Source organism: Flavobacterium channae, from assembly GCF_021172165.1.
Lineage (GTDB): Bacteria > Bacteroidota > Bacteroidia > Flavobacteriales > Flavobacteriaceae > Flavobacterium > Flavobacterium channae.
Window position 1 is genome coordinate 1,811,481 of sequence record NZ_CP089096.1, and the last position, 21,353, is coordinate 1,832,833.

At 31.5% G+C, this 21,353-nt stretch carries 20 protein-coding genes; 8 read left to right on the forward strand and 12 right to left on the reverse strand.

Translation table 11 applies throughout. The annotated features are described in order from the left end of the window. Nucleotides 1-29 precede the first annotated feature (29 nt). Together LOS89_RS08370 and LOS89_RS08375 are read left to right on the forward strand one after the other, a co-directional pair. The gene (locus LOS89_RS08370; protein WP_231834829.1) at nucleotides 30-1,754 is read left to right on the forward strand and encodes a M14 family zinc carboxypeptidase; all 1,725 of its coding nucleotides are present in this window, start codon (nucleotides 30-32) and stop codon (nucleotides 1,752-1,754) included. A gap of 130 nt (nucleotides 1,755-1,884) precedes the next feature. Beyond that, nucleotides 1,885-2,538 carry a hypothetical protein gene (locus LOS89_RS08375; RefSeq protein ID WP_231834830.1) on the forward strand — a complete coding sequence of 218 codons (654 nt, stop codon included), beginning with the start codon at nucleotides 1,885-1,887 and terminating at the stop codon, nucleotides 2,536-2,538. Here LOS89_RS08375 and LOS89_RS08380 read toward each other — a convergent pair. The 6 genes from LOS89_RS08380 to LOS89_RS08405 all read right to left on the reverse strand — a co-directional run bounded on the left by LOS89_RS08380 (nucleotide 2,535) and on the right by LOS89_RS08405 (nucleotide 10,419). Further along, nucleotides 2,535-3,383, reverse strand: a complete 849-nt coding sequence (locus LOS89_RS08380) for a patatin-like phospholipase family protein (RefSeq protein ID WP_231834831.1) — start codon at nucleotides 3,381-3,383, stop codon at nucleotides 2,535-2,537. The genes LOS89_RS08375 and LOS89_RS08380 overlap by 4 nt on opposite strands. Before the next feature lie 129 nt (nucleotides 3,384-3,512). Further along, nucleotides 3,513-4,949, reverse strand: coding sequence for a TolC family protein (locus LOS89_RS08385; RefSeq protein WP_231834832.1), 1,437 nt, complete (start codon nucleotides 4,947-4,949; stop codon nucleotides 3,513-3,515). Then, nucleotides 4,936-8,124, reverse strand: a complete 3,189-nt coding sequence (locus LOS89_RS08390) for an efflux RND transporter permease subunit (RefSeq protein ID WP_231834833.1) — start codon at nucleotides 8,122-8,124, stop codon at nucleotides 4,936-4,938. Before LOS89_RS08390 ends, LOS89_RS08385 begins: the two co-directional genes overlap by 14 nt. A 19-nt stretch (nucleotides 8,125-8,143) precedes the next feature. Beyond that, a complete protein-coding gene (locus LOS89_RS08395; protein ID WP_231834834.1) occupies nucleotides 8,144-9,232 on the reverse strand; it encodes an efflux RND transporter periplasmic adaptor subunit in 1,089 nt (362 codons plus the stop codon). Nucleotides 9,233-9,335: 103 nt separating this feature from the next. Next, complete coding sequence (locus LOS89_RS08400; RefSeq protein WP_231834835.1) at nucleotides 9,336-9,761, reverse strand: hypothetical protein; 426 nt, start codon at nucleotides 9,759-9,761, stop codon at nucleotides 9,336-9,338. Nucleotides 9,762-9,810: 49 nt separating this feature from the next. Then, nucleotides 9,811-10,419 (reverse strand): NUDIX hydrolase, encoded by a 609-nt coding sequence (locus tag LOS89_RS08405; protein WP_231834836.1) that lies wholly within the window; start codon nucleotides 10,417-10,419, stop codon nucleotides 9,811-9,813. Nucleotides 10,420-10,426: 7 nt separating this feature from the next. On the opposite strand from LOS89_RS08405, the gene pyrE reads away from it, so the two are divergent. Continuing rightward, nucleotides 10,427-11,074, forward strand: coding sequence for an orotate phosphoribosyltransferase (gene pyrE / locus LOS89_RS08410; RefSeq protein WP_231834837.1), 648 nt, complete (start codon nucleotides 10,427-10,429; stop codon nucleotides 11,072-11,074). A gap of 31 nt (nucleotides 11,075-11,105) precedes the next feature. Further along, on the forward strand, nucleotides 11,106-11,498 hold the full coding sequence (locus LOS89_RS08415) for an SRPBCC family protein (RefSeq protein WP_231834838.1): 393 nt from the start codon (nucleotides 11,106-11,108) through the stop codon (nucleotides 11,496-11,498). 148 nt (nucleotides 11,499-11,646) lie between these two features. Here the strand turns inward: LOS89_RS08415 and LOS89_RS08420 are convergent, their stop codons facing one another. After that, nucleotides 11,647-12,768, reverse strand: coding sequence for a cysteine desulfurase family protein (locus tag LOS89_RS08420; protein WP_231834839.1), 1,122 nt, complete (start codon nucleotides 12,766-12,768; stop codon nucleotides 11,647-11,649). A gap of 211 nt (nucleotides 12,769-12,979) precedes the next feature. Here LOS89_RS08420 and LOS89_RS08425 point away from each other — a divergent pair, with 211 nt between their 5' ends. Continuing rightward, nucleotides 12,980-13,486 carry a hypothetical protein gene (locus LOS89_RS08425; RefSeq protein ID WP_231834840.1) on the forward strand — a complete coding sequence of 169 codons (507 nt, stop codon included), beginning with the start codon at nucleotides 12,980-12,982 and terminating at the stop codon, nucleotides 13,484-13,486. 108 nt (nucleotides 13,487-13,594) lie between these two features. On the opposite strand, the gene LOS89_RS08430 is transcribed toward LOS89_RS08425, so the two are convergent. After that, nucleotides 13,595-14,167: a DUF8465 domain-containing protein gene (locus tag LOS89_RS08430; protein WP_374107719.1), complete on the reverse strand. Its 573-nt coding sequence runs from the start codon at nucleotides 14,165-14,167 to the stop codon at nucleotides 13,595-13,597. Next, on the reverse strand, nucleotides 14,139-14,336 hold the full coding sequence (locus LOS89_RS08435) for a hypothetical protein (RefSeq protein ID WP_231834841.1): 198 nt from the start codon (nucleotides 14,334-14,336) through the stop codon (nucleotides 14,139-14,141). Before LOS89_RS08435 ends, LOS89_RS08430 begins: the two co-directional genes overlap by 29 nt. A 110-nt stretch (nucleotides 14,337-14,446) precedes the next feature. Here LOS89_RS08435 and LOS89_RS08440 point away from each other — a divergent pair, with 110 nt between their 5' ends. The 3 genes from LOS89_RS08440 to LOS89_RS08450 all read left to right on the forward strand — a co-directional run bounded on the left by LOS89_RS08440 (nucleotide 14,447) and on the right by LOS89_RS08450 (nucleotide 15,973). Next, on the forward strand, nucleotides 14,447-14,737 hold the full coding sequence (locus LOS89_RS08440) for a DUF2752 domain-containing protein (RefSeq protein WP_231834842.1): 291 nt from the start codon (nucleotides 14,447-14,449) through the stop codon (nucleotides 14,735-14,737). Nucleotides 14,738-14,750: 13 nt separating this feature from the next. Beyond that, entirely contained in the window at nucleotides 14,751-15,077 is a 327-nt protein-coding gene (locus LOS89_RS08445) for a CCC motif membrane protein (RefSeq protein ID WP_231834843.1), read from the forward strand. A gap of 197 nt (nucleotides 15,078-15,274) precedes the next feature. Then, complete coding sequence (locus LOS89_RS08450) at nucleotides 15,275-15,973, forward strand: hypothetical protein (protein ID WP_231834844.1); 699 nt, start codon at nucleotides 15,275-15,277, stop codon at nucleotides 15,971-15,973. Between the two features lie 91 nt (nucleotides 15,974-16,064). Here LOS89_RS08450 and LOS89_RS08455 read toward each other — a convergent pair whose 3' ends face one another. The 3 genes from LOS89_RS08455 to LOS89_RS08465 are packed head-to-tail and all read right to left on the reverse strand — an operon-like array spanning nucleotide 16,065 to nucleotide 21,351. Further along, nucleotides 16,065-17,531 (reverse strand): oligosaccharide flippase family protein, encoded by a 1,467-nt coding sequence (locus LOS89_RS08455; protein WP_231834845.1) that lies wholly within the window; start codon nucleotides 17,529-17,531, stop codon nucleotides 16,065-16,067. 18 nt (nucleotides 17,532-17,549) lie between these two features. Then, nucleotides 17,550-18,845, reverse strand: coding sequence for a glycosyltransferase family 4 protein (locus tag LOS89_RS08460; RefSeq protein ID WP_231837052.1), 1,296 nt, complete (start codon nucleotides 18,843-18,845; stop codon nucleotides 17,550-17,552). A gap of 7 nt (nucleotides 18,846-18,852) precedes the next feature. Beyond that, on the reverse strand, nucleotides 18,853-21,351 hold the full coding sequence (locus tag LOS89_RS08465; protein ID WP_231834846.1) for a YfhO family protein: 2,499 nt from the start codon (nucleotides 21,349-21,351) through the stop codon (nucleotides 18,853-18,855). Nucleotides 21,352-21,353 lie beyond the last annotated feature (2 nt).

The following is a 21,353-nucleotide window of genomic DNA, read 5'->3' on the forward strand; positions in this document are numbered from 1 at the left end:
TATTTTTGAAAATCAAATACACAACAACTATGCGTTTTTTACAAATAAGCTTACTTTTTATCTCAATTTCAATATTTGCTCAGAACAATTTAATCACACCTTTTGAACGAGGCAATGGCAATCAAACTACCACTTATGAAGAATGTATTGCCTTTTATGAAAAATTAGACGAAAGTTTTACCAACATACAAATGATTCACAAAGGCACAACCGATAGCGGAAAACCATTATTCTTAGTGCTTTTTTCAAGTGAAGGCAAATTTGATTTTGACGAATATTTTACCAAAAATAAAGCTGTAATTTTAATCAATAACGGTATTCATGCGGGTGAACCTGATGGTATTGACGCTACGATGATGTTGATGCGAGATTTAGCAATGGGAAAAATCAAAACGGCTAAAAACACCTTTATTGCTGCTATTCCGGTTTATAGTGTTGGTGGAATGTTGAATCGAAATTCGCATTCAAGAGCCAATCAAAACGGACCAGAAGAATATGGTTTTAGAGGAAACAGTAGAAATTACGATTTGAATCGCGACTTCATTAAATCGGATACTAAAAATTCGAGAAGTTTTCAAAAGTTGTTTACCGAATTGAATCCAGATATTTTCTTAGACAATCACGTTTCAAATGGTGCCGATTATCAATACACATTTACTTGTATTGCCACCCAACACGAACGTTTAGGAAATACATTAGGCAACTATTTTATCAACGAATTGTATCCTTCGGTAGTAAAAGATATGAATAAAAAGAAAATCGATGTGGTTCCGTACGTGAATGTGCACAGCACTACGCCAGATAAAGGTTTTGAACAATTTACCGATACACCGAGATATGCTACAGGATATACGACTTTGTTTCACACTTTAGGATTTGTACCTGAAACGCACATGTTAAAAGCATACAAAGAACGCGTAAAAGTGACTTACGAATTTATGGTAAGCACAATTGGTTTTGCTGATGCCAATTGGAAAAAAATCAAGCAATTACGAAAAGATGCTTTAAATGAATACAAAGCTGGAATGCAATATCCAATCGATTGGGCAATTGATTCTACAAAAGTATCTTACATTGATTTTAAAGGCTATCAAGGCGGTTACAAACCAAGTTATATTTCTGGAAAAGATCGTTTGTATTATGATAAAAGTAAACCGTTTACCAAGAAAATTCCGTTTTATGGGAATTATAAACCTACGAAATTTGTAAGCATTCCAAAAGCATATATTATTCCACAATCGCAATGGCAAGTGTTGGATATTTTGAAATTGAACAACATCAATGCGCATCGTTTACAAAAAGACACGATTATTGAAGTAGAATCGTATAAAATTGAAAGTTATCAAACATCAAAATCACCATACGAAGGACATTATGGACATTACAATACGAAAGTTGTGAAATCGACTCAAAAAGTGAAATTTTTCATGGGTGATTATATGTTTTACACGAATCAACCAGGCGTGAAATATTTAGTAGAAACTTTAGAACCAGAAGCAGTGGACAGTTATTTCAATTGGAACTTCTTTGATCCTATTTTACAACAAAAAGAATATTTTTCGAGTTATGTTTTTGAAGATTTAGCGAAAGAATTCTTGGATAAAAACCCAAAAATCAAATCCGAATTAGAACAAAAGAAGCAAAACGACAAAGCTTTCGCTGAAAATGGTGCAGCACAATTGGATTGGGTGTACAAACAATCGCCTTATTACGAGAAAGCGCATTTGCAGTATCCGGTTTATAGAATTAGGTAATTTTAAACACGAATTTCACTAATTATCACTAATTAGATTCGTGCAAATTCGAGAAATTCGTGTTGATTCCTAAGCCACTTTCTTCTATTCAAACAACAACTTGATATCATCTAAACTTTCAAAAAAAGTCATGTATTCATATTTATTTTTATTTATAATTATTGCATTTGCTTTTGTTTACATTATTTATGATTCCAAAAAAGAAATTAAATCGGTAAACAAAAGCAAATGCAATAATTTTAAACCAATAAGTATCAATATTATTGAAGATGAAACTTATGATGAAGAAGAAACTTTGTTATGGGAAGAAGAATATTTAATGATTGAAATTATTCCTGCAACTAATTATAAATATTTATTAGATAATAATATTGATAAAAGCAAAGCATTATCGAGTTACGCAAAAATTAAAACCGAAACTTTAAAGATTAAGTTTAGTGAAATTACAGAATTTTTAAAAGGAATTGGAATTAATAAATATAAAAAAATAATTTATTTTGGAGCTTGTGAAAATCCTGAAGAAATTAAAGACCAAAACACAATTGCTTATGGATGTTTAGGTGATACTATTTTCATAGAGCACAAAGACAATATTGTTGAAAACATTTGGTTTGTTTCATACAATAGAACTTCAAAATTAAACACAGAAATTGTAAATACTCTTAATAGAATTGGTATAAAATACGATTTACTTCTTGTTGATAATTATCCTGTTACAGAAAAAATTGTAGATTTAAAAAATCTGGATGAAATTGAATCTTATTTTAAATTAAGAGTCAATTAAATCTTTAATTCAATTTCAGGAATCGAATTTGCAAAATATTCTTTACCAGAGTTTATAATAGCTTTGGTATTATAGAATTCAAAAATTCCGGCTACATTTCGTGGTATTTCAACTAAAACATCGGGCGGATTTTTTTCTAGAATTAGATTAGAAATATGATTGGTCATCGTTACTAAACTATTGTTGACCAAAAAGAAGTAATTGATGTTCTTATTAATTCTGTAAATAGATTTACTTGCTTTTAGATTTTGTTTTGCTAGTTGTTCTAATTCGGAATAATACACAATATCATCGGTAACTCCAGCATTTACATTAACCGCTATTACAATATCATTTTCAACTCGTTTTGCCGTGTTTATTGGAATATTATTTACAACTCCGCCATCAATAAAAACAGAATCTCCTATAGTTAGTGGTGTAAAAATCGTTGGAATAGAAATAGAAGCTCTTATAGCATTAAACAAGCTTCCTTTATCAAACACTACTTCTCTCCCATTGGCAATATCAAAAGCGGTTGCCGTATATTTTATTGGTAAATCTTCAATATTAACATCGGTAATAAATTCCCTAATTTCATTAAAAACGCGTTCTCCTTTAACCAATCCTTGAGTTGAAAAACTAAAATCTATTAATTTAAAAATTTTAGTTCTATTTACTTTTAACATCCATTGCTTGAATTCTTCTAGTTTTCCCACAGCGTAAATTCCGCCAATTAAAGCACCCATAGAAGTTCCGGAAATTGAAGCAATATTTACGTTTAATTTCAATAATTCTTCAATAACTCCAATATGAGCAATTCCTCTTGCACCACCACCTGAAAGAACTAAAGTAATATCTTTTTTCATTGAATTGGAAATCTGATTATGGAAAAACTTGTATTAAAAATAGTAAATAAATTTTACAAATTGAAACGCAATAAAAAAGTCACCCTTTCGGATGACTTTTCTTTCACAATTACATTACAAATAAACCCATTAATTCCATCCACCACCAAGCGCTTTGTATAAATTAATTACAGTAAGCATTTGGTTTTTACGAGTTTCGATTAAATCTGTTTTTGCTTCCAAAGCATCGCGCTGAGTAAGTAAAACTTCAATGTAATCTGCTCTTGCTGATTGAAATAATTGATTTGCAATATCGATAGACTGATTTAAAGCTTCAACTTGGTTGTTTTTCAAGTTAAATGAATTCTCTAAATTTTCAATCTTAGACATTTGATTAATAACTTCTGTATAAGCTCTTAAAATTGTTTGTTCGTATTCATAAACAGCCTGAATTTGTTTAGCTGAAGCTGTTTTATACGTTGCTTTAATAGCATTTCTATTTACTAATGGCATAATTGCATCTCCAACAATAGAATACAACAACGATTCTGGAGAATTTAATAAATACTTAGGATTAAATGCTTCGTAACCTATTCCTGCTTTTAATCCAAACTGCGGATAAAAATTAGCTTTAGCAACTTTAATATTCAATTTAGCAGCTTCCAATTCTAATTGTGCTTGTTTGATATCAGGTCTGTTTTCCAATAAATCTGAAGGTAAACCTACATTTACAAATTTTGGAGTTGTAGCCATGAAATTGCTTGCATCTCTTAAAACTGGTTGTGGAGTTCTACCCACTAAAAAGTTGATTTTATTTTCTACTTCAACAATTTCCTGTTTTAGATTGTAAATTTCACTTTGGTTTTTTTGAACTTCAGCTTCAAAACGTTTAACTGCTAAAAGTGTTGTTCTTGCTGACTCTTTTAATAATTTTACGATTTCTAAAGCATTTTTTTGAATTTCAATATTTTGCTCTAAGTTTTTCAATTGCGCATCTAAAGCAATCAATTCGTAATATGAGTTAGCAACCTCTGCAACTAAATTAGTAACTAAATAGTTCTTCCCTTCTTGAGAAGCCATATATTCCATTACAGCAGCTTTTTTAGAATTACGAAGTTTTTTCCAAACGTCTAATTCCCAAGTACTGTATAAACCAAATTTGTAGTTTGTTAATGGCTCAGGAAATTTTTCATCTTCTCTGATGTTTAAATTTTCTTCAACTGAACCATTTCTAGTAAACTTACCAACTTTATCTAAATCGGCACCAGCTCCTAAACCTACGCTTGGTAAATACTCCCCTTTTCTAGCTTGAATTTCATTTTGAGCCATATTTACTTTTTGCATCAAAATATTCAACTCTTTATTATTAACTAATGTAGAATCGATTAAGCTTTGTAAATATTTATCTTCAAAAAAATCTTTCCAGCTTACTTTTCCAGAATTATCACTTTGTGTTACTTTTTCCGAATAATTAGTTGGCAAAGTAATATTACTTTCTTGTGTAGCTACTTTTGGAATTCCACAAGAATGTAGTATTAGGATGGAACATCCTAATACTACTGCTTTTAATAAATTATTTCTTTTCATGTTTATCTTTATCAGAATCAATATAGTGGTAATCTTCTGTTAACGGAGTAAAGTCTTCGTTTTTAATCATTTTTCTTCCTTCAGCTAATTTGGCAAAAATGTAGTACAACCCAGGAATTAATAAAACCCCGAAAATGGTTCCGAATAACATTCCTCCAAGCGCAGCTGTACCAATAGTTCTGTTTCCAATTGCACCAGCACCTGTTGCTTTTACTAATGGAATTAATCCGGCAATAAATGCGAATGATGTCATTAAGATTGGTCTAAAACGAACTTTTGCTCCTTCAATTGCTGCATCAAAAATTGACATTCCTTGTTGGGTTTTCTGGACAGCAAACTCAACAATTAAAACGGCATTCTTACCGAGTAATCCTACAAGCATTACTAATCCTACTTGTGCATAAATATCATTTGCTAAACCAAATAGTTTTAACAAGAAGAATGTTCCAAAAATTCCGGCAGGTAAAGAAAGAACAACCGCAAATGGTAAAATAAAACTCTCATACTGAGCCGATAATACAAAGTAAACGAAGATTAATACGATTCCGAAAATAAGAATTGCTTCATTTCCTCTTTGAGCCTCATCAAAAGTTAATCCTTCCCAAGCTACATCATATCCATTTGGAAGTGTTTGTTTGGCTACTTCATTAATTACTTTGATTGATTCTCCTGTTGTATATCCTTTTGCAGGAACGGCTCTAATTGTTGCCGAATTGTATAAATTATAACGTGTAATCTCATTTGGTCCTTGACGTTTTTTCAAAGTCATAAATGCAGAATACGGAACCATTTCTCCTTTATCGTTTTTTACATAGTATTGTAACAAATCATTTGGATTTCTTCTGAATGAAGGATCTGCCTGAGTATATACCCTGAAATAATTATTAAAACGAATAAAACCTTGCTCAAATGTACTACCAATTAAGATATTTAAGTTTTCCATTGCTGTTCCAATAGAAACCCCTTTTTGCATTGCTTTTTGGTTATCAATAATAATTTCGTATTGAGGATAATTTGCAGCATAAAAAGTAAACAATCCTGTTAACTCTTTACGTTTTCCTAAATCATCCATGAATTGTTTATTGATTTTATCAAATGAATAATAATCGCCACTATTCGTTTTATCTAATAAACGGAAAGATAATCCTCCTGCTGCACCATATCCTGGAACCGCTGGTGGTTCAAAATATTCAATTACAGCACCAAAGTCTTTAGTTTCTTTTTCTAATTCTTCAATAACTTCATGAACCGAATTCTTTCTTTCAGACCATGGTTTTAAGTTGATGATACATGTACCAGCATTAGAACCCCTACCTTCCGTAAGAATTTCATAACCCGCTAACGAAGAAACCGATTGTACACCTTCTACATGCTCAGCGATAGATTGTAATTTTCTTGAAACCGCATTGGTAGTTTCTAAAGTTGAACCTGGAGGTGTTTGAATAATGGCATAAATCATACCTTGATCTTCACCTGGAATAAACCCTGAAGGTAATGTCTCACTCACAAAAATTGTAGAAACGGCAAATCCTCCTAATGCTAAAAATGTTACAAGTCTTCTATCAACAATCTTAGTCAGAATGTTAGTATATTTTCCTGTTAGTTTTTCAAACATTCTATTAAATGCATCAATAAACATGTTAATAGGTGTTTTCTTTCTAGGTTTACCATGGTTATTTTTAAGAATCATTGCACATAAAACCGGAGTTAAAGTAAGTGCAACAACTCCTGAAAGTACAATAGACGAGGCCATTGTAATAGCAAACTGTCGATAAAATACCCCAACAGGTCCCGACATAAAGGCTACTGGAATAAATACGGAAGTCATTAATAACGTAATCGCTACAACGGCTCCACCAATTTCTCCCAATACTCTTTGTACAGCTTTAAATGGTCCAATATGGTCTTCCTCCATCTTGAGGTGGACGGCCTCGACGACGACTATCGCATCATCTACTACGACCCCAATTGCAAGTACTAAGGCAAATAATGTAATTAAGTTGATGGTTAACCCAAACATCTTCATAAAGATAAAGGCTCCAATTAATGAAATTGGTACAGCAATAATTGGAATAAGCGTTGAACGCCAATCTCCCAAGAAAATAAATACTACGATTGCTACTAATACAAAGGCTTCACCTAAAGTATGGATTACCTTTTCAATAGAAGCGTCTAAGAAGCTCGAAACGTCATAACTAACCTCGTATTTCATTCCAGGAGGGAAAGCTCCTTTTAATTCTTCTAATTTGTGTTTAACACCTTCAATTACTTCAGATGCGTTACTACCGTATACTTGTTTTAATTGAATAGCCGCAGAAGGGTGTCCGTCTTTGTTAGAGTAAATATCGAAAAATTCACTTCCAAATTGAACTTTTCCAATATCCTTAATCTTGATAATTTCCCCTTCAGCATTAGCTCTAACAATTATATTCTCATATTCTTCTGGTTTATTAAACCTTCCTTTGTATACCAATACATATTCTAATGACTGCGCTTTTATACCGGTAGCCTGACCTAAACGTCCTGGTCTACCAATAAGACTTTGCTCAGCCATCGCTTTCATAACTTCGTCAGTAGAAACATTATAAGCACGCATTCTATCAGGATTTAACCAAATACGCATTGCGTAATTACGGTTACCTAAGATTTGAGCAGTAGAAATCCCTTTAATACGTTGGATTTCAGGAATAATATTAACATTGGCATAGTTATACAAAAACTTCTCGTCAGCATGCTTATCTTCACTATATAAGTTGATGTACATCAACATACTAGGCTGTACAACTTGTACAATAACCCCTTCAAGCTGAACAAGTTCTGGTAAAGTATTGATTACTTTGTCTACACGGTTTTTAACGTTAACAACCGCTTCATTAGGATCTGTTCCTAAATCAAATAAAATTTGGATTGTAGCTTCACCGGCACTAGTTGCATCAGAAACAATATAACGCATTCCTGGTACACCATTAATTGCTCTTTCTAATGGAATTAATGACGATTTTTCTAATACTTCGGCACTTGCTCCTGGATAAGCTAATGTAATTAAAACCCTTGGAGGTGCAATTTCAGGGAATTGAGAAATTGGCAATGTTTTAATTGACAATAACCCTAAAAATATTATTATGAGCGATACAACGATCGCCATAACAGGTCGTTTGATAAAATTCTTAAACATGATAGTTCTTTTTTAGAGATTATTCAGCATAAAGATGTAATGAAGAAAACACTTTATTAGGTGTTTGATAGTCGACATGAATTTTTTGACCATTCTTCACTTTTCGTAATCCATCTAAAAGAATCTTATCACCTACGGTAAGTCCGCTTTTAACAATAAACAAGTATGGAATTTCTTCCTCAGAAACTGTTATTTCTCTTTGAACAACTGTATTATTTTTATCGATAACAAAAACAAACTTTTTATCTAAAACTTCAAAAGTTGCTTTTTGTGGTATTAACAATGCTTTTTTATAGTCATTTCTAACAATAATATTACCTGTTTCACCGTGTCTTAAAATTTTGTTTGGATTGTTAAATGTTGCTCTAAAAGCAATATTTCCTGTTTCATTATTAAATTCACCTTCGATAGTTTCAACAACTCCTTCTTGGTTAAAAACAGCACCATTAGCCATTTCTAAGTTTACTTTAATCATTTCTCCTTTTGACTTCTTAGTAACATAGTTCAAGTATTCAGCCTCTGGAACATTAAAATAAACCCACATTTTACTGTTGTCAGAAAGTGTAGTTAATAAATCTCCTTCATCTAACAAACTACCTTCTCTAGCCTCTAAATGATTCATAATTCCTGAGAAAGGAGCTCTAATATCTGTAAAACCTAAATGAGTTTGTGCCAAACTAACTTCGGCATTTGCTTTTGATAATCTAGCTTTAGCTAAAGCCAATTCGTTTTTAGAAACGACATTTTTTTCTGCTAAAGTTTTTGTATTTTGATATTCTATAAGTGCAGATTCTGCTTCTGCTTTTGATTTAGCTAATTCTGCCTCATAAACATTTGGCATAATTCTAAACATTTTTTGACCCTTTGCAACAAATTGTCCTTCGTCTACAAAAATGTTTTGTAAATAACCTCTTTCTAAAGCTCTTAATTCGATATGACGAATTGAGTGAATTTGGGCAACATATTTTCGATCAACAATTGTATCTTTTTCAAGCGGATTTGAAACTAAAAATTTTGCTTCCTCTTCCTTTACTTCTTCTTTGTGTCCACAACTAGATAATAATAAGATACTACCTAAGCTTAAAAGCATAAAAATTCTTTTAGCCATTTTATTTTAATAATTTGAATTAATATTTATTTTGTAATGAATTGTAAAAAACACAGAATATCATTTATTGAAATTCTGTAACAACCTGAAAATAAATTTTAAATCAAATCCTGTAAACGCAATAGTAAATATTGAGTGGTGTAAGTGTAGATAAATATTCGATGTACTTGCAAGGCGCAAGTCTATTTTGAATAAATTGTGAATTATTTACTGAAACTTTAGTATCGAAGAAATTTGTGAAAAAATCAAAATTAGTAGTGTACTTTGAATACGTACCTTTTTCTTCTTCTAATTCATACTCGATAACTTCAATTTTCCCTTGATTGATTTCAAAATTATTCTCTGATTTTTTATAAAACAGAGGGAAATCATAATCTTGTTGAAAAATAGAACTGTTTTCAGATAAAATAGAACTGTTTTCAGATGTAGAAAAATCAGTGTGTGAAAAATCGTTGGAATTTGCAAAAGCAATATTTCCAATAATACTAAATATTATAAAGTAAAAATATTTAAACAGATCTTTCTTCATTTCGGTACAAATGTATAAAAACATTTGAATTACACATCTTAAATTTTACTTAAAAACTATTATGGATTAATTCGTTCTCAAACAACAGTTTAATATTCTCATAAGAGTTCTCTAATAAAAACTTAATATCCTTCGGTTTCACCCATTCTACGCACTCTATTCCTTCGTCAAGTTGTCCTTGTGGAATACCTTCAAATTTAGTTCGCATTTCAAACCATTGGGTAATTTTTAGCTTATAACGACCGTTTCTTTTGAAAATATGATACGTTCTTTGCAATTTTTCGGTAATAACTAATCCGTTTACTCCTGTTTCTTCTTCAACTTCTCGAATAGCTGTTTCTTCTATAGTTTCATTTTTTTCGGTTCCGCCTTTTGGTAAATCCCATTTTCCATTTCTGAAAATAAAAAGTACATCACCATTCTTATTAAAAACCAATCCTCCTCCCGCTTTTTCAACCGGAAGTTTTGCTCTAAGCGTCTTCATTATTAGCTTTTCATCTGGATGATATAAAAATGCTTTCTGAATTTTATTCTGAAATATTTTTACAATCAGCTTTTTAATATCAACACTTTCCAACAAAAAAAGTTTAAAATCAGTTTCTTTTTGAACCTGATTTGTTAAAAAAAGTGGCTTATCGTTCACAAAAACTTTATACATTTGCAATATGATTTTTAATAACAACACAGCTCAACAAACAGCCGAATTGCTTTTACAAATAAACGCAATTAAATTAAATTCTAAAAATCCTTTTACATGGGCTTCAGGCTGGAAGTCTCCGATTTATTGTGATAACCGCATAATCCTTTCATTTCCAGCGGTTAGAAATTATGTTCGTGATGAATTTGCGAAACATATAGAGGAAAAATTTGGTAAACCAGATGTTATTGCAGGCGTTGCTACCGGAGCAATTGGAATTGGTATACTTGTTGCAGAAGCAATGGGACTTCCATTTGTATATGTTAGACCAGAACCAAAAAAACACGGTAGACAAAATCAAGTTGAAGGTTTTTTACAAAAGGGACAAAATGTTGTAGTCGTTGAAGATTTAATTTCAACGGGTGGAAGTAGCTTATTAGCTGTTGAAGCTTTACGCAACGAAGGTGCTAATGTAAAAGGAATGGCAGCAATTTTTACGTATGGCTTTCCAGTTTCAAAAGAGCGTTTTGAAGCAGCTAATTTGGATGTTTTCACGCTAAGTAATTATGAAAATTTATTACAAAAAGCAGTAGATAAACAATATGTTTCAGAAAACGAATTAGAAACATTAAGCGCTTGGAATGCCAATCCAGCAGAATGGAACGTAGAAGTTTAAACAAGAAACGATCAATAATAAACAAAAAAATATGAACTTAGAAAGTCCAAAAGTAAAAGTAGCAAAATCGGCTGAATATTTATTCAACGCTTTAAATGACGTGAAGAATTTCGAGAAATTAATGCCTGAAAACATTGCAAAGTTTGAAGTAATTGATGAAAATTGCTTTGAATTTGGTTTAAAAGGAATGCCAGAAATTAAATTGGTTAAAAAAGGTGGAACTCCAAACTCGCAAGTAGTTTTAGGAGCTGCATCTAGCAAATTACCTTTCACATTAACTGGAAATTTAAACGCAATTGACACTGACAACACTGAAGTTCAATTGGCTTTTGAAGGCGATTTTAATCCAATGATGGCCATGATGATTAAAGGACCAATCACTAAATTCATTGAAACATTGGCTCAAAATATGGGAAAATTGTAGTTTCTTAAATAAGTTAAAAAAAACACGAATTGCATGTTTATGTAATTCGTGTTTTTTTATATTAATTCTTGTCATCCTGAACTTGTTTCAGGATCTTTTCTTATATTTTTGAGATGCTGAAACAAGTTCAGCATGACAAAAGTTTTATTTATGCTGTTTTCAAAGCTTCCACCAACAAATCAATATCTTCTTTCGTATTAAAATGGCTGAATGAAATTCGTAAACTTGGTTTTTTAGCTTCCTCAGGTGATAAAAACTCAGCCAAAACATGAGAAGGTTTTACACTTCCGCTTTGGCAAGCACTTCCGCGAGAAACGGCAATTCCTTTCATATCCAAAGTAAATAATAACATCGACGTCTTTTCTTCTGATAATGGTAATTGTACATTCAAAAGATTATAAAACGTGTCTTCTCCGTTTATTTTTACTTCAGGAAATATCTTTTTTAATTCTGAAAAGCAATAATTCTTTAAATTAGAAATATATTGTGTATCTCTTTCTAAATTCGCGTAAGCTAATTCTAAAGCTTTTGCCATTCCTACGACTTGATGTACGGCTTCGGTTCCGGCGCGCATCCCTTTTTCTTGCTCGCCACCAAAAATCATCGGTTGCAGCATCGAATTCTTTTTAATGTATGCAAACCCTACTCCTTTTGGTCCATGAAATTTATGAGCACTCGCTACTAAAAAGTCAATTCCTAAATCTACAACGTCTAAATTTGTTTTTCCTACAGATTGTACCGTATCACAATGGAAAATTGCTTTTGCATACTTACACAACTCTGAAACACGTTTAATGTCTAAAATCGTCCCTATTTCGTTATTTACATGAATTAATGAAACCATTGTTGAAACTTCAGAATGCAATTTAGCCGCTAAATCATGATAATCGATATTTCCATTAGGCAAAACAGCAATATATTCAACTTGAATTCCATATTCTTTAGCCAAATGCTCAACTGTATACAAAGTGGCGTGATGTTCAATTTTAGTTGTTATAATGCGTTTAATTCCTAAATCTTTAACAGCGCTTGTTAGAATCCAATTCGTTGCTTCTGTAGCGCTTGACGTAAAAATAACTTCAGATGCTTGTGCATTTATCAATTTAGCAATTGATTTACGAGAAGATTCTAATAACGTTTTTGCACTTCTACCAAAACTATGCGTTGAAGAAGGATTTCCAAAATCATTTTGTAAAACATTCATCATAGCAGTAATGACTTCTGGATGAACAGCAGTTGTTGCGGCGTTATCTAAATATACTTTTTTCATTTGAGGCTTTTAATTGTTTTTTTAGGACAAATGGAATTCACACATATAAAATAGTGAGAAATCAAAAAAAATGGAAGTGCTCATTTCATTTAGCAAAGATACAAATCATTTTATTTTAGAAATCTTAAAATCAATTCGTATTGAAATTAACAAACTTTAGCAAATTAATAAATTAAAACCTTTATTTTTGTTGCTTAAATTTGATCAATAAATGAAAAAACTATTAGTTTTAGCAGCTTCTGTATTTTTTTTACAAGCTTGTGATGATGGAGATATTACATTAGAATCGTTTAATTTTGATACTGTTGATGTTCAAGAATGTCCTACAAATGATTTGGTTTTCAAAATTAATGGAAAAGAACTATTGCTTTTAAACATTCCTGCTTCAAGTTTTGCAAATGTGGAAACACCTGATGGAAGTCCAAGAATTGTAAATGTTAGCGCATCAAATCAAATTATTTATAGAATTTATTCTGGAAACATAACAGATGACAATATTTGTGATTTAGTTCCACCAGCTACTCCAGTTGTAGAACAAGAATGGAATGCTACTGGAGGAACAATTGAAATTATTACAGATGCACTTTACGATACTGATGGAACAACTGTGATAGGTTACACACATAATATCAAATTTGTAAATGTGAATTTTTCAGGTCCATCAAATTCGTTTAGTTTTACCGAATATCTTTTCGGAAATCACGAAACCGATTTATAAAATACGACATTAAAAATTTAAAAAGGACTGCTCATTTAGCAGTCCTTTTTTTTTGTTTTTATGATCAAATAAGCATGTAAAATTTAGTCCAAATTTTCAACTTAAAATCTACTTTGGATTTTGTTTTATATAAACTTCAGTTGCACCTAAACCATATTTTTGATAGCTCGCATCTTGGAAAGAAATGTTATCATATCGACCCAACATAAAGTCTAATTCTGCTTTCAAAACACCTTCACCAACACCATGAATAAACACCACTTTTGGCATTCGATTTTTGATAGCAAAATCGAGTTGACGTTTTGCAGTTTCCATTTGCAATGTTAGAATATCATAGTTGCTCATTCCTCGTTTTGAAGGTACTAATTTTTCGATGTGTAAATCAACCTCAAGAACAAATTCGTCTTTTCTAGAACGCTTTTCTTTGACAAAATTGCGTTTTTTTGGCTCTTCTTTGTCTTTTAAAACAGAACCTAAACTTTGAGTTGAAAAAAAACAACTTAACTCATTGGAATTGTTTATTTTAATTAATTCGTTGACAAAAAATGTCATCACAAAATTATCAGTGGTTTCCACTGAAATTTTATCATTTTCGACCTTAATTACCACTCCTGAAATATCCTCATCTAAAACTGCAACCTTATCTCCTATTTCAAATTTCTGCATCATCTTCTTCTTCATTTTCTCCATCATTTTTAGATGGAATTTTTTTCATTAATTGAAATAATCCGAACATAAAAACGGCCATTGCTCCTATCATAATAAATCGATTTGGAGCTGGTTTTGATTGCTCAATCATGCCTAAAATTCCGACTGCGGCAAACAACAAAATGTATAAAAATTGTTTCATAATTTTTTCTTTAAATAAAGTTTTCAAAAGTAGTGTTTTTAAAATTAGTATTTGTTTTTGAACTTTTTTTTGTAAACTTGTGATGCAAAAATTAAACTTAAAAAAGCACTATGGAAGAACACATGTTGCCATGTATGAACAAACAACTTTTTGGAGTTGAATGTCCAGGTTGTGGAACACAAAGAGCAATTGCTTTTTTACTCGAAGGAGAATTTTATGAAGCGTTCAAAATGTTTCCTGCTATTTATACCTTGGCTCTATTTTTTGTTCTTTTAGGCTTACATCTAATCGATAAAAAAAGAAATTACAGCAAGCTTGTTATTGCAAGTGCAATTTTAAATGGCGCTGTAATTCTTATCGCCTATTTCATAAAAATTTATTTCAACACTGTAACCAATTAAAACTTTATACTCTATGGAAAATCAAAAATTACCTAATACTACGGCAGTCCTTATTTTAGGAATCTTTTCAATTTTAACTTGTTGTTGTTATGGAATAATCAGTATTATTCTAGGAATCGTAGGATTAGTATTAGCCAATAAAGACGCTAAATTATATGCCGAAAACCCAAACTTATATACCAATTACAATAATTTAAAGATTGGTAAAATTTTAAACATTATTGGAATTGTATTAGGGGTTATCTATTTAATCTATGTAATTTTCTTATTCTCTACATTAGGAATGGAAGGTATTGAACAAATGCAACAAGAAATGATGAGAAGATACGGAAGTAGATAAATCAACAAAATAAATACATTTATAAAAAGAACGCTATCAATAAGTTAGCGTTCTTTTTTTATTTAATAACAACTCATTAACAAATCGTTTACAACCTTTTTTTAGAGTTTGGCACAGCAATTGAAAATACCTAATCAAGCAACCGTTTTAGAAACGAGTTTTAAAATGAAGTTGCCAAACTTTTAAATTGTTGTATCATGAAAAAAATTACACTTTTAGTAGTAGCCAGCTTCATACTGGTAGGAAGTATGGCTTATGCGTCAGAAAACCCTGTTTTTTCTGACAACAGAGACAGAAGAGGTTATTACATCGATTATAGAGATGCAGAACCTATCATCTTTAGAGAAAGAGGAATTGAGTTTATGTTGTTTCCAAATGGAGAATTTGATTTCAATACTAGACCTTCAGGGCCAAGATATACTCCAAATAGAACAAGTGGAGCTCCTGGAACAAGAGGTGGTTATTATGGAACTTCTGAAAGAGGTGTTAGAGTAGAACACGATAACTATGGTAGAGTAAGACGAGTTGAAAATGTTTACATCAACTACGATGCTTTTGGTAGAGTTAAAAGAATTGGAACTATATACATGAGCTATAACAGCTTTGCTGTAACAAGAGTTGGAAACATGAGAATTGTTTACGACAGAAGAGGACGAATTGTAGACGTTTATGGCTTTATCAACTATTCTAACAGCGGTTACACTTACAACCCAAGAGGAGCTCATTATTCTGGTGGAAATGGAGGTTATGGTTACGGAGATGATGACTATGATGATGATTATGGAAACGACGATGACTATTACTACTATAGAAAAGATGGTTCTAAAGCTAAAATGACTGATGATGACGTAAAAGAAATCAAAAGAGAAACTTTAGAAGTAAAAAAAGATAAATAAAAATTGGTTGGTTAGTTTGTTTTTTAAATCCTGCGGATTCTGGGAAGATGAAGCAGGATTTTTTATTGTATTAATCTAAAAAAACAACTGTTTATTTCTTGAAATTTTTTTTCAAAACCGAATTCATCACAAAATTAATATCTGAAGAGATTTTCAAATAATAGCTTAATCCCAAGTAGAAAATAGTTACTAAAATAGATTTCAAGATAATATTCACGAAAGGATGAAATGAAAAATCCCAATAATAGAATACAACAAAGCTCAACAATGTAACTCCCAAAGCCGTAATTGTATTCTTTGTAAACGGAAATAAATCCATTTTAAGCACTACAAAAAGCAATTTAGCTAAACTATATAGCGTAATTGAAATTAAAGTTGCTATCGCTGCTCCATTTAAGCCGTAAAGCGGAATGAAGATCATATTTAACGAAACAGTTAAAAAAACCAAGAACAACCCTAAAAATAAAACTGCTCTGTAGTACTTTGAATTAAAAATTATGGAATTATTATTTCCTAAAATCAAATCGAAATATTTTGAAACCCCAATTAAGAAAACAACTGCTACTCCATCGCTATAACCAGCTGGCATTACAGTATATAATTGGTTGATATTAACTAAAATTCCAATCAAAATTAAACCACCAATAACCTGAAGCGTAATTGACGATTTTTTATACAATTCATTTAGCTCATCGTGTTTCTTTTCGCTCATCAATTTTGCAGTAATTGGATATGTTATTTGATGCATTGCGCGACTTGGAACTGCAATAACTGTCGCAATAAAGATAGCGACAGAATAAAAAGCAATATTATTGATGTCGATATAAAAGTTAAGCATGAATTTATCTACATCCAATAATAAAGTAGCCACACTACCTGATAAAATAATGAAAAAACAATAAGTAAAAATCGCTTTGATATTATCTGGAAAAACTAAATTAAAGCTCGGTTTTTTTACTCGCATTGCATAAATAAACATCACAACTAGTGTTGCAAAGTAAATTCCCATCAATGCGAAAACAAATTGCTTTGGTGAAATATAATCGAAATAAACAGCGAATAGGAAAATCGAAATTAAAACACGCAACAGCACTTCTTTTACAAAACTTCCATAAACCGATTGCATATGTACTTTTACCCAAGCATAGAAAATCTCAAAATAACCCATACAAAGCCCTATTACAGGAATTTGCCACACATAATCATATACAATTTGATTTTTTTGAGATAATAAACTCGCTATTTGATGATAACCAAAAAAGCCCATTAAACTTATCGGAAGAATTATCAGCAAAGGCAAAACCAATACAAACGTTAGAAATTGCGATTTTTTTTCCTCGGTTTCGTATTCGTTATAGAATTTTACCAACGTATTATGAACTCCAAACGCCATTAATGGCATCATAATATTAGCGGCTGATAAAATAAACCCAACTAAACCATAAAATGTATCACCAAGAAATTGAGCATACATAAACAATGTGTTAATCGCACCAATTCCGAACCCAATATAGGTAATGATGGTGTTTTTAATCGATTGTTTAATGACAATTCCCATATTTTGAGTGAATAGTAATTAGTGATTAGTGATTAGCAATTTGGCTAATTTCTCTGTCAATGATTTTCTGCTGTATTGTTGTAAACCAACAGGATGTACTTTTAAATTATTTTGCTGAAATTGCTCGAAACAAGTTAGAATTTGTGTTTTTAAAGCTTCTAATTCGTCATATTTAAAGAAAGTTCCTGTATTGGTTTCCTTAATGATTTTAGCAAAATCGGCATGTTCTGGTCCGATAGCGATGATTGGTCGTTCCGAAACCATATATTCGAATAATTTTCCAGGAATAATACACTTGGTTTCTTCAGAGTCAATTTCAATTAGCAACAAAATCTGTGAACTTCTTTGCTCGATTATCGCTTCATCATGTGGCAAATAACCCAAATGATTAACATATTTATCCAGTTTGAATTCTTTTATCGTTTGAAACACATCAGCACTAACCGCTCCTATCAATTTTAATTGAAAATGCTTCTTGAATTCTGGATTTTCTTTGGCTAATTCCTTTAAAGCTTTCCATAAAATTCTTGGATTTCGAGCTGATAAAAACGAACCAATGTGTGCCAAAGTAAATTTTTCGTCCAAAGGCTTTTTAATTACTTTTTCTACATCATAACCATTCGTAATCACTTCAATTGGTTTTGAAGTAATGGCTTCAAATTCGACTTTTGTAGTTGGAGACGTTACAAGAAGCTGATCACAAGTGTTCATAACTTCTTTTTCTAACATTTTATGTTTATTTGCCGCCCACGAACTTAATTTTAACTGTTTGTGATAGCCAATAGTTGTCCAAGGATCACGAAAATCGGCCAACCAAGTAATATTCAATTCTTTTTTCAATTGTAAACCTATCAAATGCAAACTATGTGGCGGACCTGTTGTAATGATAGTATCGATTTGATGTTCTTGAAGATATTTTTTCAGAAACTTAACCGAAGGTTTTACCCAAAATACTCTTGCATCTGGAATAAAAACGTTACCACGAATCCAAAGCATTGCTTTTTCAACAAACGATTGCTTTTTTTTATTTGGAATAATTCCTGAACTGATTTTTTTAGTCTTATTTTTCGAAAAAACCGAAGCCAAACCATAAGGTTCAAAAATCTTCTTTTTAACAATTATCGCTTTATCTGAAACTTCACTTAATAATTTCTCATCAATTAAAGGATAAGTTGGATTTTCAGGTATATAAACATGAGGCTCAATATTAAAATCGGGTAAATATTTGACAAATTTCAACCAACGTTGCACACCCGGACCTCCTGCTGGTGGCCAGTAATACGAAATAATGAGTATTTTTTTGGTTGGTTTCAGCTTACAATTATGCTACAGATTGTTTTTTCTTGTTTTCAAAATATACGCCAGCTCCTATCAATAATAACATTCCGATAGAACTGATTAATGCAATCGTACTTCCTATTTTTACAACTTCAGGTTCAAATTTGAATTCAATAGTGTGTTTTCCTGCTGGAATTTGTAATCCTCTTAAAACGTAATTAACATTTAAAATTTCCGATTCTTTCCCGTCTATTGTAGCTTTCCAACCATTCTTGTAATACATTTCTGAGAAAACTGCGAACCCATTTTTAGAATTGTTTGAAACATATTTCAAATGGTTTGGTTTGTAAGAAATTAGTTGAATAGTTGATGTAGAATCTTTTGCAATGTTTTCTGCTCCTTTAAAATCATTTATAACCGAGTTTACAACAGCAACCTTCTTCGAATCTAAATTATCCAAAGCTTTCATTTCTTCATCGGCTGAATTCACAAACTTAATTTTTTCTACAAACCATGCACTTCCATTTGCGAAAGGATTGATAACTGGAATATCACCATCTCTTCCAGGAACTAGAACATATTTTACGTTTAACATATCCAAAACAGGATTACTTTTTGTAAAACTAAAGGTTTCTGAATCTATTGAATTGGCCAATTGAGAAATGTTTTTTTCAACATTATATTCAAATAACTGATCTACTCTTCTTGGACGAACCGCACTATAACCTCCAACAGCTTTGTGGAAATAAGATGTTCTTCCTTGTAATCTTCCTTGAATTTCGTAAACTCTATAATTCGATGTGTCTTTTAAAATTTGCATATCAGCTTCGGTTGCTTCAAAAGGCATATCTACTTCGCGAGCACTTCTAAATTGGCTTGGATTGTTATTCAAATAACGTTTGTCAACCATAAACAAGTCCGAAACCATAAAGAATCCTACTAAAACAATTGCAGTAGTTTGAGCCAATTTGTTTTGGATATATAACCATAAAATAACTGCTGCAGCTAACATGAATAAGCCTGAACGCATTAAATCGCTAGTATAGAAATTCATTCTATCTTCTTTTAAAGCGTTTATAAAACTGATTCCAAAAGATTTATCTTGACTTTCGCCAAACATTTGCATTAATTGTTGGTCAATTGGAGCCGAAAAATTAAAGAATCCTTTTGCTAAAAATAATACAACTACCAATCCTAAACTTGTAGCAGCTGCTTTCCATAAACTTGTCCATTGCGCTTCTTTTTCTGAGGTAAAAAACGATTGAAGTCCCATAATTGCTAAAACTGGGAAACACAATTCTAATACAACCTGAATAGAAGAAACCGCACGAAACTTATCGTATAAAGGGACAAAATCAACAAAAAATCGAGTTAAAGCATCGAAATTTTTACCCCAAGAAAGCAATAAAGAAAGAATAGCTCCTGCTAAGAATAAATATTTTACTTTACGTTTGTCGTGATATAATCCTAAAACGGCCAAGAAAAACACAATAGCTCCAATATAGGCTGGCGCTTCTACAATAGGTTGTTCACCCCAATATGTTTTTCCATAATATTGAACTGTTTGCAATGCTTCAGAAGGTGTAGCACCGTAATTTAATAGAAATTCATATAAAGCTGATTTTTCATCTAATTCTTCTCCATTTCCACCACCAAAAAGTCTCGGTGCTATAAGATTAAAACTTTCTGCAACACCATAACTATACTCAGTAATATATTCATACTTCATTGAAGAATCCTCAGTATTTTTTGAACCATCCGCATTAAAAGTCAATTCACTTTTACCACGAATACTGTGGCTTGCATATTCTGAAGTTGCCATTAAATTAGTAGCATTAGCTCCAAGTGCTAAAACTCCAGCAATTGCAAAAACACCTACTATTTTACCTAATTCTTTAAATTCTTTATTCTTAGCTGCAATAACAATATAGTAAACTGCAATAATGGCTAACAACAATAATAAATAATAAGTCATTTGGAAGTGATTTGCATTGATTTCCAATGCAGCTGCTACCATAGTTAGCAAACCTCCAATAATATATTTTCTTTGAAAAACCAATAAAACTCCCGCAACTACCATAGGCATATAGGCAATAGCGTGTGCTTTAGCATTATGACCTACACCTAAAATTATAATTAAATAGGTTGAAAATCCGAAGGCTAAAGCTCCAAAAAAAGCTTTTAATGGATCTACTTTCAACACCATCAATAACACATAAAACCCTAAAAAATAAAGGAATAAATAATCCGCCGGACGAGGTAAAAAACGTAAAGCATCATCTAACATACCAATTACATCGTTTGGATATTTTGCCCCTAACTGATAAGTAGGCATTCCTCCAAAAGCACTATTTGTCCAATATGGCTCCTCACCTGTTTCTTTTCTAAATTCTATTTGTTCTTTTGCCATTCCGGTATATTGAACAATATCCGATTGGAAAATTTTATTACCTTGTAATACTGGGTAAAAGTAAATTAGGGAAACTAAAACAAATCCTACTAAAACTAATAAATGAGGATATAATGCTTTGATATTTTTCATAT